Annotated in this window: 18 protein-coding genes; 9 read left to right on the top strand and 9 right to left on the bottom strand. The window is 64.8% G+C overall.

Annotated features, from left to right (window positions below):
- The first annotated feature begins 33 nt into the window (after positions 1-33).
- Positions 34-633: a cob(I)yrinic acid a,c-diamide adenosyltransferase gene (cobO, locus tag AVO45_RS12315; RefSeq protein WP_068347336.1), complete on the top strand. Its 600-nt coding sequence runs from the start codon at positions 34-36 to the stop codon at positions 631-633.
- A 60-nt stretch (positions 634-693) separates the two neighbouring features.
- Here the strand turns inward: cobO and AVO45_RS12310 are convergent, their stop codons facing one another.
- The gene (locus AVO45_RS12310) at positions 694-1,560 is read right to left on the bottom strand and encodes a branched-chain amino acid aminotransferase (RefSeq protein WP_068347334.1); all 867 of its coding nucleotides are present in this window, start codon (positions 1,558-1,560) and stop codon (positions 694-696) included.
- A 161-nt stretch (positions 1,561-1,721) separates the two neighbouring features.
- Here AVO45_RS12310 and AVO45_RS12305 point away from each other — a divergent pair, with 161 nt between their 5' ends.
- From AVO45_RS12305 to dxs, 6 genes are all read left to right on the top strand, one after another.
- Positions 1,722-2,234 carry a MarR family winged helix-turn-helix transcriptional regulator gene (locus AVO45_RS12305; RefSeq protein WP_068347332.1) on the top strand — a complete coding sequence of 171 codons (513 nt, stop codon included), beginning with the start codon at positions 1,722-1,724 and terminating at the stop codon, positions 2,232-2,234.
- Positions 2,231-2,932, top strand: coding sequence for a response regulator (locus AVO45_RS12300; RefSeq protein WP_068347330.1), 702 nt, complete (start codon positions 2,231-2,233; stop codon positions 2,930-2,932). The genes AVO45_RS12305 and AVO45_RS12300 overlap by 4 nt, the downstream gene beginning before the upstream one ends.
- Before the next feature lie 69 nt (positions 2,933-3,001).
- Positions 3,002-3,928, top strand: a complete 927-nt coding sequence (locus AVO45_RS12295; RefSeq protein ID WP_068347328.1) for a histone deacetylase family protein — start codon at positions 3,002-3,004, stop codon at positions 3,926-3,928.
- Positions 3,925-4,167: an exodeoxyribonuclease VII small subunit gene (locus AVO45_RS12290; protein ID WP_068347326.1), complete on the top strand. Its 243-nt coding sequence runs from the start codon at positions 3,925-3,927 to the stop codon at positions 4,165-4,167. The genes AVO45_RS12295 and AVO45_RS12290 overlap by 4 nt, the downstream gene beginning before the upstream one ends.
- Entirely contained in the window at positions 4,167-5,033 is an 867-nt protein-coding gene (locus tag AVO45_RS12285; RefSeq protein WP_068347324.1) for a polyprenyl synthetase family protein, read from the top strand. The genes AVO45_RS12290 and AVO45_RS12285 overlap by 1 nt, the downstream gene beginning before the upstream one ends.
- 15 nt (positions 5,034-5,048) lie before the next feature.
- Positions 5,049-6,977, top strand: a complete 1,929-nt coding sequence (dxs, locus tag AVO45_RS12280; protein ID WP_068347322.1) for a 1-deoxy-D-xylulose-5-phosphate synthase — start codon at positions 5,049-5,051, stop codon at positions 6,975-6,977.
- Positions 6,978-6,982: 5 nt separating this feature from the next.
- Here dxs and AVO45_RS12275 read toward each other — a convergent pair whose 3' ends face one another.
- Positions 6,983-7,834 (bottom strand): SDR family oxidoreductase, encoded by an 852-nt coding sequence (locus tag AVO45_RS12275; RefSeq protein WP_068347320.1) that lies wholly within the window; start codon positions 7,832-7,834, stop codon positions 6,983-6,985.
- An 88-nt stretch (positions 7,835-7,922) separates the two neighbouring features.
- Between AVO45_RS12275 and AVO45_RS12270 the strand changes: the two genes are divergently transcribed.
- Positions 7,923-8,555: a class I SAM-dependent DNA methyltransferase gene (locus tag AVO45_RS12270; protein WP_068347319.1), complete on the top strand. Its 633-nt coding sequence runs from the start codon at positions 7,923-7,925 to the stop codon at positions 8,553-8,555.
- A gap of 26 nt (positions 8,556-8,581) precedes the next feature.
- Here the strand turns inward: AVO45_RS12270 and AVO45_RS12265 are convergent, their stop codons facing one another.
- From AVO45_RS12265 to AVO45_RS12255, 3 genes are read right to left on the bottom strand one after another with little or no spacing between them, the layout of a single operon-like run.
- Positions 8,582-9,361: a carnitinyl-CoA dehydratase gene (locus tag AVO45_RS12265; RefSeq protein ID WP_068347317.1), complete on the bottom strand. Its 780-nt coding sequence runs from the start codon at positions 9,359-9,361 to the stop codon at positions 8,582-8,584.
- Complete coding sequence (locus AVO45_RS12260) at positions 9,358-11,421, bottom strand: acetate--CoA ligase family protein (protein ID WP_068347441.1); 2,064 nt, start codon at positions 11,419-11,421, stop codon at positions 9,358-9,360. The genes AVO45_RS12265 and AVO45_RS12260 overlap by 4 nt, the downstream gene beginning before the upstream one ends.
- A gap of 2 nt (positions 11,422-11,423) precedes the next feature.
- Entirely contained in the window at positions 11,424-12,584 is a 1,161-nt protein-coding gene (locus AVO45_RS12255) for an acyl-CoA dehydrogenase family protein (RefSeq protein ID WP_068347315.1), read from the bottom strand.
- A gap of 98 nt (positions 12,585-12,682) precedes the next feature.
- Here AVO45_RS12255 and AVO45_RS12250 point away from each other — a divergent pair, with 98 nt between their 5' ends.
- Positions 12,683-13,627: a GlxA family transcriptional regulator gene (locus AVO45_RS12250; protein WP_068347440.1), complete on the top strand. Its 945-nt coding sequence runs from the start codon at positions 12,683-12,685 to the stop codon at positions 13,625-13,627.
- 5 nt (positions 13,628-13,632) lie between these two features.
- Here the strand turns inward: AVO45_RS12250 and queF are convergent, their stop codons facing one another.
- From queF to queC, 4 genes are read right to left on the bottom strand one after another with little or no spacing between them, the layout of a single operon-like run.
- Entirely contained in the window at positions 13,633-14,100 is a 468-nt protein-coding gene (gene queF / locus AVO45_RS12245) for a preQ(1) synthase (protein ID WP_068347314.1), read from the bottom strand.
- A 10-nt stretch (positions 14,101-14,110) separates the two neighbouring features.
- The gene (gene queE, locus AVO45_RS12240) at positions 14,111-14,830 is read right to left on the bottom strand and encodes a 7-carboxy-7-deazaguanine synthase QueE (RefSeq protein WP_205627884.1); all 720 of its coding nucleotides are present in this window, start codon (positions 14,828-14,830) and stop codon (positions 14,111-14,113) included.
- Positions 14,827-15,183: a 6-carboxytetrahydropterin synthase QueD gene (gene queD, locus AVO45_RS12235; protein WP_068347313.1), complete on the bottom strand. Its 357-nt coding sequence runs from the start codon at positions 15,181-15,183 to the stop codon at positions 14,827-14,829. Before queD ends, queE begins: the two co-directional genes overlap by 4 nt.
- Positions 15,183-15,875, bottom strand: a complete 693-nt coding sequence (gene queC, locus AVO45_RS12230; protein ID WP_068347312.1) for a 7-cyano-7-deazaguanine synthase QueC — start codon at positions 15,873-15,875, stop codon at positions 15,183-15,185. Before queC ends, queD begins: the two co-directional genes overlap by 1 nt.
- Positions 15,876-16,039 lie beyond the last annotated feature (164 nt).

The following is a 16,039-nucleotide window of genomic DNA, read 5'->3' as shown; positions in this document are numbered from 1 at the left end:
TAGTTTGGCCGGAACACTGAACGAGGAATCCCCATGAGCGACGCGCAGGATCACAAGAAAAAGATGCAGCAGGTGCAGGCCGAGCACCGCAAGAAGGTGTCCGAAAAGGTCGATCCCGGCCGCGGGCTGGTGCTGATCAACACCGGCAAGGGCAAGGGCAAGTCCTCGGCTGCCTTCGGCGTCGTCGTGCGCGCGCTGGGTTGGGGGCAGACCGTGGCCGTGGTCCAGTTCATCAAGGGCAAATGGAAGAGTGGCGAGCGGCTGTTCTTTGAAAAGCACGGGCTGGTGACGTGGCACACGATGGGCGAAGGCTTTACCTGGGACACCCAGGACCGCGAGCGCGACATCGCGGCGGCCAAGGCAGCCTTTGGCAAGGCGCGCGAGTTGATGGAAAGCGGCGACTATGATCTGGTCGTGCTGGACGAGATCAACATCGCGCTGCGATATGAATACCTTTCGGTGGACGAGGTGATGGACGGGCTGAAGGCGCGTTCCGACCGCACCAGCGTGTTCCTGACGGGCCGCGACGCGCCGCAAGAGCTGCGCGACCGTGCCGATCTGGTCACCGAGATGACCGAGGAGAAGCACCCGTTCCAGGCAGGCATCAAGGCCCAGCGCGGCGTTGATTTCTAGAAATTCCGTTCCAACAGAGAAAACGGGCGCCTCTCAAGGGCGCCCGTTTTCTCGTGTTCATCAGCTGCGAACCAGCTTTTCATAGGATTCCGCGATATCCCGCGTCATGTCGCCCACCTCGAAGGTGTAGTCGCCGATCTGCCCCACCGGCGTGACCTCGGCGGCGGTGCCGGTCAGCCAGCACTGTTCGAAATCGGCCATTTCCTCGGGCAGGATGTGACGCTCATGCACGGTGATGCCCTTGTCTTTCAGCATCTGGATCACCGTCTGGCGGGTGATGCCGTTCAGGAAGCAGTCAGGCAGCGGTGTGTGCACCTCGCCATCCTTGACGAAGAACACGTTGGCACCGGTCGCCTCGGCCACATAGCCGCGGTAATCCATGAACAGCGCGTCCGAACAGCCCTTGGCCTCGGCCTTGTGCTTGGAGATGGTGCAGATCATGTAGAGACCTGCGGCCTTGGCATGAACCGGGATGGTCTCGGGGCTCGGCCGTTTCCATTCGGCGATGTCCAGCTTGGCGCCCTGCATCTTGGCATCACCGTAATAGGCGCCCCAGCCCCAGACCGCGATCGCCATGCGCACGGGGTTCTTGGCCGAAGCGACGCCCATGTCCTCGCCAGAACCACGCCAGACCAGCGCGCGCACATAGGCATCCTGCAGACCGCTGGCCTTGAGCGTTTCCGCTTTCGCGGCCTCGATCTGGTCCACGGTATAGGGCATCGGCATGTCCAGCGCCTCGGCCGAGGCGATCAGACGCTCGGAATGTTCCCGGCTCTTGAAGATCTTGCCGTTGTAAGCCCGCTCGCCCTCGAAGACGGACGAGGCATAGTGCATCGCATGAGTCAGAACATGCACCTTGGCATCGCGCCAGGGTACAAACTCGCCATCCATCCAGATGACTCCATCACGATCGTCATAACCCGCCATGCCGTATCCTCCTGAACCGGGCCGATTTTTACATTTGTTGCGCATGCTAGGTCCGAAGCGGACACAAAATTGCGCAAAAGCTGCGATTCGATACCTGTTCGCTATTGGAATGTCAACAAGACTGACATAAACTCGGATCAGGCAAACCAAAGAGGCGCTCCATGTCCGAAACCCGCACCGTTCCGGCCTTCGGTGGTGAAAGCCTGCTGTTTCTGACCGACGAGCAGTTGCGGCAGGGGATCGAAGCGATGTTTTTCGCTTATCGCGGTTTTACCGCGGATCCGGACCGGATTCTCGCTGAACTGGCCTATGGCCGGGCGCATCACCGTGCGATCCACTTCATCAACCGCGCCCCCGGAACAACTGTTAACAACCTGCTGGCCATTCTCGGCGTGACCAAGCAATCCCTCAACCGGGTACTCAGAACCCTGATTGCCGATGGCTTGGTGGAAAGCCGGGTCGGCACGGTTGACAAGCGCGAACGCCACCTGTTTCTGACCGAGGCCGGCAAGGCGCTGGAGGCAAAGCTGTCCGATGCCCAGCGCGCAAGGATGCGCGCAGCCTACAAGGAGGCCGGACCCGAAGCCGTGGCCGGCTTCCGCAAGGTCCTGGAGGCGATGATGGATGCCGACATGCGCGGGGCGTATGCGAAATTGCGGGAAACGGGTTCATGAGCGAAAAGGATTCCCATCTGCTGATCGTCGATGACGACGAGCGAATTCGCGATCTGCTGAAGAAGTTTCTGATTCGCAACGGGTTTCTGGTGACGGCCGCCCGTGACGCTGCCCATGCGCGCCGGGTGTTGTCAGGGCTGGACTTCGACCTGATCGTCATGGACGTGATGATGCCCGGCGAGGACGGAGTCAGCCTGACCCGCGCGTTGCGCGAAACCCACTCGACCCCGATCCTGCTGTTGACCGCGCGGGGAGAGACGGAGCATCGGATCGCGGGTCTCGAGGCCGGCGCGGACGATTACCTGTCAAAACCCTTCGAACCCAAGGAACTGCTGTTGCGGATCAACGCGATCCTGCGGAGGATGCCTGAATCGGCGGCACAGGACTCCACGCCCAAGATCCTGCATCTGGGACCGATCCGCTATGACATCGAACGCGGCGAGATGTGGCAGGGAGAAACCCCTGTACGCCTGACGCAGACCGAGAGCCAGTTGATGAAGATCTTTTCGGCGCAACCGGGCGAGCCCGTGAGCCGCGCCAAGCTGGTCGAGGATCTGGGGCGCGACAAGGGGCAGGCGCAGGAGCGCGCGGTGGATGTGCAGATCACCCGCCTGCGCCGCAAGATCGAGGCCGACCCGAAGCAGCCGCGTTACCTGCAGACGGTGCGCGGCGCGGGATATATGCTGGCGCCGGATTGATTTTGCCGCTGCGCGGCGTTTTTCGCCTTCGGCGAGGATATTTGTTGGCCAGATGAAGAAGGGACAGCCATGAAAACCGCGCTTCTGACCCATGCCGATTGCCTGGGGCATGTCACGCCCAATGGTCACCCCGAGCGCGTCGCGCGGCTGGAGCATATCCTGCATGCGTTGGAGCCGCTGGACCTGAACCGGGTAACGGCGCCGCTGGCGGCGGATGACGACCTGCTGCGCATCCATCCCGAGAGTTACATCCGCAGCATCCGCGATGCGCGGCCCGAAGAGGGATTTACCCAGATCGACGCCGATACCTTCATGTCGCCGGGCTCGGTGGATGCGGCCTATCGCGCGGCGGGGGCGGTTGTTCGCGCCGTCGACATGGTACTGGGCGGAGAAGCCCCGAATGCGTTCTGCGCGATCCGCCCGCCGGGACATCACGCGGAAACCGCAACGGCCATGGGGTTCTGCCTGTTCGGAAACGCCGCGCTGGCGGCGAAACATGCGTTGGACCATCATGGGCTGGCCCGGGTGGCGGTGGTGGATTTCGACGTTCACCATGGCAACGGCACGCAGGACATTCTGTGGGACGAGGCGCGGGCGCTGGTCGTCACCAGCCAGCAGATGCCGCTCTGGCCCGGCACCGGGCGGCCGGATGAAACCGGCGCGCATGGCAACGTGCTCAATCTGCCCTTGGCGCCAGGCACCGGCGGCACGGAAATGCGGGCGGCGTGGCGTGACAAGGCGTTCCCGCGGCTGCGTAGCTTCCGCCCCGAATTGATCGTGATCTCGGCCGGATTCGATGCCCACAAGGACGATCCCCTTGCCAATCTGAACTGGGAAACCGAGGATTTCGCCTGGATCACCGCCGAGCTTTGCGCCATTGCCGATGAGGTCTGCAACGGCCGTATCGTCTCGACTCTCGAAGGCGGTTATGATCTGAACGCACTGGCCGCGGCAACGCGCGCGCATGTGGAAGAACTGATGAAGGCCGCCCGATGACCGATACACCCGTTGAGCAGATGACCTTTGAACAGGCGATGAAAGAACTGGAGGCCGTGGTCGGCCAGCTGGAGCGTGGCGACGTTGCGCTGGACCAGTCGATTGCACTCTATGAACGCGGCGCGGCCCTGAAGAAACGCTGCGAGGACGAGTTGAAGCGCGCCGAAGAAAAAGTGGCCGCGATCACGCTGGATGCGAATGGCCAGCCCACCGGGACCAAGCCTGTCGAAGATCTCTGATGTTTCGGGAACAGCTGGCGCGGGACGCCAGGCGGATCCAGGAGCAGTTCGACCTGGTTCTTGGGGCCTATGACGATCTCGATGTGACGCGGGCGATGGCCTATGCCACCGAAGGCGGCAAGCGGTTGCGCGGCTTCCTAGTGCTGGAAAGCGCGCGCCTGCATGGCATCGATGAAACCTCTGCGATTTGGCCCGCGACGGCCATCGAGGCACTGCATGCCTACAGCCTTGTGCATGACGATTTGCCCTGCATGGACGATGATGACCTGCGGCGCGGCCGCCCGACGGTGCATGTGAAATGGAACGAGGGCGTTGCGGTTTTGGCCGGTGACGCGCTGCAGACGCTGGCCTTTGAGCTGTGCGCCCGGCCCGAGGTGGGACCGGCGGAGATCCGCGCAGACCTGACCCTGACGCTGGCACAGGCCGCAGGCGCGCAGGGCATGGTGCTGGGGCAGGCGCTGGATATCGCTGCCGAAACGGCACAGCGGCCTCTCTCGCTTGCGGAAATCACCCGGCTGCAGGCGGGCAAGACCGGGGCGCTGATCGAATGGTCCGGCTGTGCCGGGGCCCGGCTGGCCGGGGAAAATCCCGAAAACATGCGTCAGTATTCCCGTGCGCTGGGTCTTGCTTTCCAGATCGCCGACGACATCTTGGATGTCGAGGGCGATGCCGAGAAGGCCGGGAAGCGCCTGCAAAAGGACGCCGAGGCGGGCAAGGCAACTTTCGTTTCGCTGCTGGGTCTGGATGCGGCCAAGGCGCGCGCGGCCGAGCTGGTCGATGAAGCCTGCTCCGCCCTCGATAGTTACGGCGAGCGGGCCGAAACCTTGAAGGAAGCCGCCCGCTTCGTTATTGCGCGTGAAAGCTGAACCGTAAGGGATGCCATGTCAGACCGCCCGAACACCCCGCTTCTGGACCTTGTGAACCGCCCGGCGGATCTCAAGCAGTTCTCGGACGCGCAGTTGCATCAGCTGGCCAGCGAGTTGCGGGCCGAGACGATCTCGGCCGTGTCGGTGACCGGCGGGCATCTGGGCGCGGGGCTGGGCGTGGTGGAACTGACCGTGGCCCTGCACGCGGTGTTCGACGCGCCGCGCGACAAGATCATCTGGGATGTCGGGCACCAGTGCTATCCGCACAAGATCCTGACCGAGCGGCGCGACCGCATCCGCACCCTGCGGCAGAAGGATGGCCTGAGCGGGTTCACCAAGCGCAGCGAAAGCCCCTATGACCCGTTCGGCGCGGCGCACAGTTCGACCTCGATCAGCGCGGCGCTGGGATTTGCCGTGGCCCGCGATCTGGGCGGCGTGACGCCCGAGGGTCTGGGCGATGCGATCGCCGTGATCGGCGACGGGTCGATGTCGGCCGGCATGGCCTTCGAGGCGATGAACAACGCCGGCCACCTGGGCAAACGCCTGATCGTGATCCTCAACGACAACGAGATGAGCATCGCCCCGCCCGTGGGCGCATTGTCGTCCTACCTGTCGCGCCTCTATGCCGAGGAACCTTTCCAGGAACTCAAGGCCGCCGCCAAAGGCGCGGTGTCGCTGTTGCCCGAGCCGTTCCGCGAAGGCGCCAAACGCGCCAAGGAGATGCTCAAGGGCATGACCGTGGGCGGCACTTTGTTCGAGGAGCTGGGATTCAGCTATATCGGACCGATCGACGGGCATGACATGGGGCAGTTGCTGCCGATCCTGCGCACGGTCAAGGCCCGCGCGACCGGTCCGATCCTGATCCATGCGCTGACCAAAAAGGGCAAGGGCTATGCTCCTGCCGAGCGTGCCCGCGACCGGGGCCACGCCACCGCGAAATTCGACGTGGTGACCGGCAAGCAATACAAGGCGCCGTCGAACGCGCCGTCCTACACCTCGGTCTTCGGCAAGACGCTGGTCGACGAGGCCAGCCGCGACGACAAGATCGTCGCGGTGACGGCGGCCATGCCCGATGGCACCGGGCTGAACCTGTTCGCCGAGCGTTACCCCTCGCGCTGTTTCGACGTGGGCATCGCCGAGCAGCACGGCGTGACCTTCGCCGCCGCGCTGGCCGCCGGGGGACTCAAGCCGTTCTGCGCGATGTATTCGACCTTTCTCCAGCGCGGCTATGACCAGGTCGTGCATGACGTGGCCATCCAGCGCCTGCCGGTGCGCTTCGCCATCGACCGGGCCGGTCTGGTCGGGGCCGACGGCGCCACCCACGCGGGCAGCTTCGACATCGCCTATCTGGCCAACCTGCCGGGCATGGTGGTGATGGCCGCCGCCGACGAGGCGGAGCTTGTGCACATGGTCGCGACCGCCGCCGCCCATGACGATGGCCCCATCGCCTTTCGCTATCCGCGCGGCGAAGGCGTGGGCGTGGACATGCCCGAACGGGGCGAAGTTCTTGAAATCGGCAAGGGCCGGATCATCCGGGAAGGGTCGCGGGTTGCGCTTTTGTCCTTCGGCACCCGGCTGGAGGAAGTGCGCAGGGCGGGCGAGGCGCTGACGGCGCGGGGGATCTCTCCGACCATTGCCGACGCGCGTTTCGCCAAGCCGCTGGACCGCGACCTGATCCTTGATCTCGCCGCAAACCACGAGGCCCTGATCACCATCGAGGAGGGCGCCATCGGCGGCTTTGGCAGCCATGTGGCGCAGCTTCTGGCGGATGAGGGGGTGTTCGACCACGGGCTGAAATACCGCTCGATGGTGCTGCCCGACATCTTCATCGACCAGGCCAGCCCCAGGGACATGTATGCGGTGGCCGGTATGAACGCCGAGCATATCGAGGCGAAGGTTCTGGAGGTGCTGGGCGTCGCGACGATCGGAGAGAAACGGGCCTGACCCGGCTATTCCTGCTCGAGTGCGTGCAGGGCCTCCAACCCCACCCGGTAGTTCGGGTAGAGCAGTTTCACCCCCAACTCTTCCTTGATGCGGTCATTCCGCACCCGCTTGTTCTCGTTGTAGAAACTGCGGGCCATCGGGGTCATCTCGGCCTCTTCGAACGGCACCGCGGGCGGCAGCGGCAGGCCCTGCAACTCGGCGGCGTATCCGATCACGTCCTGCGGCGGCACCGGCTCGTCATCGCAGACATTGTAGACCGCCCCCGGGTTGGGCCGCGCCATCGAAGCCGCCAGCACCTGCGCGATGTCGTCGACGTGAATGCGCGAGAACACCTGCCCCGGCTTGATGATGCGCCGCATTCCGCCCTTGCGCAGCTTGGCAAACGGCCCGCGCCCCGGCCCGTAGATGCCAGCAAGTCGGAAGATGTGCAGCGGCAGGCCCTCGATCGCGGCCCATTGTCGTTCGGCCATGACCCGCCACTGGCCACGCTTTGCCGTCGGCGCAGGCGGCGTCGCCTCGTCCACCCAGCCGCCTTGGTGATCGCCATAGACAGCGGTGGTCGAAAGGTATCCGACCCATTCGAACTGACCGGCCCGGGCGGCAATCTCGTCCCCCAGCGCCGCCAGAACCGGGTCGCCCTGCGCATCCGGCGCGGTCGAGATCAACAGATGCGTGACTGCGTCGAAACTCGGTGTTTCCCCGGGCCACAGAAGCGGTTCCGCCCCCGCGCCCTCGATCCGAGGCAGTTGCTCGGGGTTGCGGGTCGTCCCGATGATCCGCCATCCGCGCGGCGCCAGCAGCCGCGACAGCGCCCGTGCCGAATATCCGTGACCGAAAGAAAGAAGCGTGCCTGTCATGCCTTCTTGATGATCGCCCGGACAATGCAATGCAAGCGCCTGATCGACGCACTTGATTCGAATCCCCGCTTGGGCCTTTGATTGAACCATGAGCGCAAAGAAACCAGACCTGCACGCGGCATACGCATTGGAATCGCCGGATGACAACAAGAGGCTCTATGCCGAATGGGCCGGGGACTATGACGAGGGCTTTGCCGCGCTCGAGGATTACCAGCTGCACATCCACACCGCCCGCGCCTTCGTCGCCGCAGGGGGGCAGGGGCCGGTTCTGGATGTGGGGGCCGGAACGGGCCTGTGTGGCGCGGTGCTTTCCGGGCTGGGCGTCGGGCCGATCGACGCCACCGACATCAGTTCCGAGATGCTGCACGAAGCCATGCGCAAGGACATCTACCGCGATGCCATCGAAGCCGACCTGAACGAAGGCATTCCGGTTCCGCGCGAGAGCTATTCCGGTGTCGTGTCATCCGGCACCTTCACCCATGGCCACCTTGGCCCCGAGGTGTTGCCCGCCCTGCTCCGGGTCGCCCGCCACGGCGCCCAGTTCGCCCTGTCGATCAACAGTCAGCATTACGAGGCCAAGGGATTCGCCTCGGCGCTGCGCGAACTGGAGAAGGGCAAGATCGAGAACCTGCAGCTTAAAGAAGTCCGCATCTACGGCGACCTCGCCGCAGGCCCCAACAAGGACGACACCGCCTATATCGCGCTGTTTGAAAAGGCCTGAGCGACGTCAGGCCAATTTGCGTACCGCTACCTGCCTTTCCATACCGGGTCGCGTTTCTCGGCAAAGGCGCGCGCGCCTTCCAGATTGTCCTCGGAGCCATAGAGAACGTCCACCGTGCGCAACTGCCGCTTGGTGATGCGGTTCATGATGTCCTGGAACTTGGAATCCTCGGCCTCGCGCACGATCTCCTTGATCGCGGCATAAACCAGCGGCGGGCCGCTCGCCAGCAGGCGGGCCAGCTCCCACGCGCGGTCCATCAACTGGTCGGTCGGCACGATCTCGTTCACCAGCCCCCAGCGATGCGCCTCTTCGGCGTCGAACCAGCGGCCGGTCAGCAGCAGTTCCATCGCGATATGGTAGGGGATGCGCTTGGGCAGCTTGACGCTGGCCGCATCCGCTACCGTGCCCGAGCGGATTTCCGGCAGGGCAAAGGTGGCGTGATCGGCCGCCAGGATCATGTCGGCGCTCAGCGCCAGTTCCAGCCCGCCGCCGCAGGCGATACCGTTGACTGCGGCGATCACCGGCTTGTTCATGTCGCGCAACTCCTGCAGGCCGCCGAAACCGCCAACGCCGTAGTCCCCATCCACCGCATCGCCCTCGGCAGCGGCCTTCAGGTCCCAGCCGGGGCAAAAGAACTTCTCTCCACCCCCCGTCAGGATCGCCACGCGCAGGTCGGGATCATCGCGAAAGTCGCGGAACACCTCGCCCATGACGCGGCTGGTGGCCAGATCGATGGCGTTCGCCTTGGGCCGGTCGAGGGTGACTTCCAGAATGGCGCCGTCGCGCTTGGTCTTCACTGGATTCATGAGCTTGCCTTTCTGATCAGGGCATCGACAGCAACCGCGCCTTTCGCGTTGCAGATGAGAGGGTTGATTTCAACTTCGCCGACGGTGTCGGCATTGGCAATCACATAGGACTGCACCGCGTCGATGGCATCGAGAATCGCCTCGAGATCGGCGGCGGGCTTGCCACGATAGCCTGCCAGTAGCGGAGCGCAGGCCAGCTTGCCCAGCGCCGCCCGGGTCGCGTCGCGATCCGAGGGCACCAGCAGCGAAACGGTATCGCGCAGGATCTCGGTCAGGACACCCCCGGCGCCGAGGGTCAGCACGAATCCATGCGCCGGATCGCGGGTGACGCCGATCAGCAGTTCCGCGACCCCTCCGCCCGCCATTTCCTCGATCAGCACGTCGGCGGTTCCCACCCGGCGGGCGGCGTCGCCGATCTCGCTGGTGGTCACGCCCAGCAGAACCGCACCATGTTCGGATTTGTGCGCCAGCCCGACACCCTTGACCGCAAAGGGGCCGGTCAGCTGGCCTGTCGCCGCTTCGGCCTGATCGGCGGGAACGACCGCGCTGCGGGGCACCGTCAGACCGTGTTCGGCCAGCCCCTGTTTCGCTTCGGCCTCGGTCAGGGTTGTGTCCGCCGCGCAATTGCCGGGCATCTGAACCGGCGCGGCCGGCTCGGGCAGTGCGCGGGCGGCGGCCTCGGCTGCGGCAAGCGCCTCGTGCAGGCCGGCAAAGGGAACCACGCCGCCATCCAGCAACTGTTGCGCCACGTCCTCGGGCATCAGCTCGGGCAGGGTCGCGACCACACCAAAGGGCCTGCCGGTTTCCCTGACACAGTTCAGCGCCGCCTGCGTCGCGCAGGTCCAGTCGGTGGCATCCGTATGCGGATAATCCACGATCGACAATGTCAGAGCCACATTTCGGCCCGTCATGCCTTTCCACGCCCGTGTCATCGCCTGCGTGTCGCGCCAGATATAGGTGTGGTAATCGAGCGGATTTGCCAGAGCCACCATCGGCCCCAAGGCTTCGCGCAGTTCCGTCCTCTGGCCGGGCGTCAGCGGTGGGAAATGCAGGTCCCGCCCGACCGCCATGTCGGCGCCCAGACTGGCCTCGCCCCCCGAACAGCTGATCATGCCGAGGCCGTTGCCATCAAGCCTGCCGGCGACGTGGAACAGCTTGAGCGTTTCCAGGAAACTCGGCACATCGCCCAATCGCGCGATACCCAGCCGGTCCAGAAAGGCCTGCGCCCCGGCATCGCCACCTGCCAGCGATGCCGTGTGCGAGATTGTTGCTGCCTGGGCGTGTTCCGACCGGCCCATCTTGAGCGCCACGATCGGCACGCCGCGCGCGCGGGCCCGGGCGGCCAGCGCCTCCCATTTGCGCAGGTCGCCAAAGCCCTCGACATGCACACCGATGGCACTGATCCGGTCATCATCCAGCAGGGCCATCGCGATCTCGGCCTGATGGGTCTGGGCCTGGTTGCCGCAGGTCAGCATGAAAGCCAGCGGCAGTGCCCGGCGCTGCATGGTCATGTTGATGGCGATGTTCGAGCTTTGCGTCAGGATCGCAACGCCCCTTTCCACCGGGCGCATCCCGTGCTGGTCGGGCCAGATCGCCACCCGGTCCAGCCCGTTGACGAAGCCGTAGCAGTTGGGGCCGAGGATCGGCATGTCCCCCGCCGCAGCGACCAGTTGCGCCTGCAGATCGGACCCATCCGCGTCCTCTGCACTGGCCTCTGTGAAACCCGAGGCGAAACACACCGCCCCGCCTGCGCCCACGCGCGACAGAACCTCGACCGCCTCGATGGTGGCGCGACGGTTGATGCCGACAAAGGCCGCGTCGGGCGCTTGGGGCAGGTCTTCGATGGTGGCGAACACGCGCTCGCCCGCCACCTCCTCGGCCTTGGGGTGCACCGGCCAGACCGGGCCGGTGAACCCCAGTTTCCGCACCTGCCGGATGACCTGAGCGCACCATGCGCCCCCGCCGATCACCGCCAGCGAACGGAACCCCAGCATCCGCCTCAGCGCGGCGAGTTTTCCCGGCGCGAGCGCATCCGCCGCGCCGTTCAGGCCCGGCGCCATGTTCATGCCCCCAACGCGCGCAGCAGGTCGCGGCTGATGATGTGGCGCTGGATCTCGCTGGTGCCGTCCCAGATCCGCTCGACCCGGGCATCGCGCCAGAAGCGTTCCAGCGGGTAGTCATCCATCAGACCCATCCCGCCATGCACCTGGATCGCCGCGTCGGTCACCCGCGCCAGCATTTCCGAGGCATAGAGCTTGGCCGAGGCGATCTCGCGGTTGGCCGGCAGGCCCTTGTCCAGCCGGTCGGCGGCCGCCAGCGTCAGCAGGTCGGCGGCGTCGATCTCGGTGATCATGTCGGCGATCTGAAAGCTGACGCCCTGGAACTTGCCGATCTTCTGGCCGAACTGTTCGCGGGTGGCGGCATAGTCCAGCGCATAGTCGAAGGCCCGGCGGGCGCGGCCCACGCACATGGCCGCCACGGTGATGCGGGTGGCGTAGAGCCAAGTGTTCATCACCTCGAACCCGCCATCGACCTCGCCCAGCACCTGCGCATCCGGCAGGCGGCAATCGTCGAATTCCAGCACCATGTTCTTGTAGCCGCGATGGCTGACCGACTTGTAGCCGTCGCGGATGGTGAAGCCCGGCGTGCCGCGATCGACCAGAAAGGCGGTGATGCGCTTTTTGGGGCCTTTCGGCGTCTGATCCTCGCCCGTGGCGATGAAGACGATGATGAAATCGGCATGTTCCGCGCCCGAGATGAAATGCTTGGTGCCGTTCACGACCCAATCGCCGCCATCACGCACCGCCGAGCATTTCATGCCCCGCACATCCGAACCCGCGCCCGGCTCGGTCATCGCCAGCGCGTCCATCTTTTCGCCGCGCACGGCGGGCATCAGGTAGCGTTCGACCTGATCGCCCTGACAGGCCATCAGGATGTTCTGCGGCCGCCCGAAGAAATGGTTCAGCGCCATCGACCCGCGCCCCAGCTCCCGCTCGACCAGCGCGAATTCCAGATGGTTCAGCCCGGCGCAGCCCACGCTTTCGGGGAAATTGCAGGCGTAGAAGCCCAGTTCGATCGTCTTGCGCTTGATCTCGTCGGCGATCTCTTTCGGCACCTCGCCGGTGCGTTCGACCAGCTCTTCGTGGGGGTAGATCTCATTTTCCACAAAGCTGCGGACGGTCGAGATGATCATTTCCTGTTCTTCGGACAGACCGAATTGCATGGCGCTTCTCCAAGTGCAGATGTTGCTCTCCAAGTGCAGATGTTGCGAACAGCGTGACCGGTCTTGCGCCCTGTTTCATGCGGAATTAGATGTTCAATATGCAGAAATGGACTAAATCAACCTCTGCGATGCAGCATTTCGGTGTGTTGCTGTTCGACGGGTTCTCGAACCACTGCCTGGCCAACACGGTCGAGCCGCTGCGCGCGGCCAACACGCTGTCGGGACGCACGCTCTACAAATGGCAGTTTCTGTCGCTGAACGCGGGGCCGGTCACGTCATCCTCGGGGCTTCAGGTGTCGCCGCATGACAGGCTCGGCAACGTGTCCGGCGACCTGCTGGCGGTCATGCCCTCTTATGGCTTTCGCGATCACGGCGGCTGGCGCACGCAGGCCAGCCTGCGCGCCGCGTCGCAACGGTTTCGCATCATGGCCGGGATGGACACCGGCAGCTGGCTGCTGGCCGAGGCCGGGTTGCTGGATGGCCATCGCGCGACCATCCACTGGGAGGAGTTGACGGGCTTCTCGGAACGCTTCCCCGAGGTCGAGGCCTGCCGCGAACGATACGTCATCGACGGCAACCGCATCACCTGCTCGGGCGCGATGGCGGCGTTCGACCTGGTGATGCACCTGATCGGGCGGGATCACGGCCAGGCGCTGGCGCTGGAGGTGGCGCAACTGTTCATGACCCGCGATTCCGCGCGCTCGCACATGGGCGGGGCCGGGTCGGCCAGTGCCTTTGTCAACAAGGCGCTGGCGCTGATGCAGGAGCATCTGGAAACGCCGCTGCCCATCCCCGAGATCGCATGGCGGGTCGGCCGGTCGCAAAAGGCGCTGGAATCGCGGATGCGGGCCGATCTGGGGGCCAGCCCCGCACAGGTCTATCGCCGGCTGCGCCTGAACCTGGCCCGCAAACTGGTGAGCGAGACCGATCTGCCCATCGGAGAGATCGCCCTGCGCGCGGGCTATGACGACCCCAGCGCCATGACCCGCGCCTTCCGCGCCGAGTTCGGCACCTCGCCGCGTGCGATCCGGGCGGCCTCGTAACGCGTTCAGCCGCGCCCGCGATAGGTCGGAACGCCCTGATCGGGGATCCACACGCCCGGCAGTTCCGGCCCGGTCTGATAGAACACGTCGATCGGAATGCCGCCGCGCGGATACCAATAGGCGCCGACACGCAGCCATTTCGGCTCCAGCACTTCTTCCAGCCGCTTGCCGATCGTGACGCTGCAATCTTCGTGGAACGCGCCGTGGTTGCGGAACGAGCCCAGGAACAGCTTGAGCGACTTGCTTTCCACCAGCCAGTCGCCCGGCACGTAGTCGATCACAATATGCGCGAAATCCGGCTGCGCCGTCAGCGGGCAGAGCGAGGTGAATTCCGGCGCGGTGAAGCGCACCGCATAATCGGTGCCGGCCTGCGGGTTCGGCACCCGCTCCAGCACCGCCTCTTCGGGCGAGTTCGGCAGGTCGGTCTTGCTGCCCAGTTGGGTCAGGTTTGCATAGATGTCTTGGTTTGCCATTGTTAGAGCCTCATACGCCGCGCCTGTTGCCCCAGATCAGGACATGCAGCTGCGGCAGGATGGTGGGGGTGAACCAGCGATCGCCGAGGGTCTTGTCGATCAGCCATTCGTAACGGGACATGATCCCGTCCATGTCGATCGCGGCATCCTCGGCGTCGGGTGGCGGCGGGGTGTGGTTGCCCGGTTGCAGATAGAGCGGCAGCGACGGAAACCGGTCGGCCGCCGCGCGGGCCCAGTGATAGTCGTCGTCGTCGAAGACCACGATCTTCATGACGGTGGGCGCGCCCTCGGCCCGGGCGACGCAGTCCTCGAACCGCGCCCAATCGACGGTTTCGCCGGACGAGGGCGGTTTCGGGCTGAGAATCAGGGTGGACAATTCGCGGAACCAGTCCTGCGCCACCGACCCCTGGGTTTCCATCACGAAGTCATAGCCTTTGGACCGGCCCAGCGCGATCAGCGGGCCGAAATCCTGAATGGCCGGGTTGCCGCCCGACAGCGACACGGTCAGGGGCGCGCCGCCGGACAGAGTTTCGACCTGCGCCCAGACCTGTTCGGGGGTCATCGGCGTCCAGTCGTGGCGATAGGCGCTGTCCACCGCGTGCAGGCTGTCGCACCAGCTGCAGCGGTAATCGCAGCCGCCCGCCCGCACGAACACGGTCGGCACCCCGATCACGGCGCCTTCGCCCTGGATCGTGGGGCCGAAGATCTCGGCGATGCGCAGGGGTTTCACGGCCGATACTCCGCCCAGGTCTTGGGTGTTTCGCTGACCCGCACGGCGCTGGTCTGCGCCCAACGCGCCTTGCAGAAGTCATAGATCTCTTTCGCCAGCCGTTCCGAGGTCACCATGTCATGCCCGAACACGTCGTTCAGGTGCCGATGGTCGAGTTCCTCGTCGATATAGGTCTTGAGCGGCTTCAGATCGCGGTAGTCCACCACGAAACCGTTTGCATCCAGATCCTCGGCGGCCAGCTCCACCTCGACGATGTAGTTGTGCCCGTGCAGGCGCGCGCAGGGATGGTCCTCGGGCAGGTGGCACAGCTGGTGCGAGGCCGAGAAGTGGAATTCCTTGGTGATACGGAACATCAGTGCCCCTCCACCGCGGCTTTCCAGAAATCCGGGTCGGCATAGACGGTTGGATCTTCGACGCCGGCGATGTGGAACGCCTCGCGCCGCTCGACACAGGTGCCGCAGCGGCCGCAATGGCTCTCGCCGCCCTTGTAGCAGGACCAGGTGTCGGCAAACGGCGTGCCGTGTTTTGCGCCCTCGGTCACGATGGCCGATTTCGGGATGTGAACAAAAGGCGTATAGAGCCTGACATTGGCATATCCGTCCAAGGCCTTGGCCTGCATCGCCTCGAAGGCCTCGGTGAATTCCGGCCGGCAGTCGGGATAGATGAAGTGATCCCCGCCATGCACGGCCGTCGCCACGGCGTCCGCCTGTTTGGCGGCGGCGACGCCAAAGGCGATGGCCAGCATGATGGCGTTGCGGTTCGGGACCACGGTGACCTTCATGTTCTCTTCGGCGTAATGCCCGTCGGGCACGTCCACATCATCGGTCAGGGCCGACCCCGACAGATGCTTGCCGATATGGCTCATGTCGATCAGGTCATGCGGCACGCCCAGCCGCTCCGCGCAGCGGGCGGCGAACTCGACCTCCTTGCGGTGACGCTGACCGTAGTCGAAGGAGATCAGGCCGATCAGTTTGTTTTCGGCGGCAACCTTGTGCGCCAGCGAAACCGAATCCAGTCCGCCCGAGCAGATGACGATTGTTTTCACTTTTCAGATCCTTGTTTTGTAAGCCGGGTAGGCTGCGACCGGCGCCCGGATCATCCGGACCAGCGGTGTGTATCAGAATCTGAGGGGAGAGGTAAAGGGTCGGCCGGCGCTGGCCCGACACGGGAAAGAGGAAAGCCGCCAATCGGCGGCTTTTCCAGTATTGC

Source organism: Ruegeria marisrubri, assembly GCF_001507595.1.
Classification (GTDB): Bacteria; Pseudomonadota; Alphaproteobacteria; order Rhodobacterales; family Rhodobacteraceae; genus Ruegeria; species Ruegeria marisrubri.
Note: the sequence above shows the minus strand (reverse complement) of the source record. Positions and strands in the feature narration are given on the sequence as shown.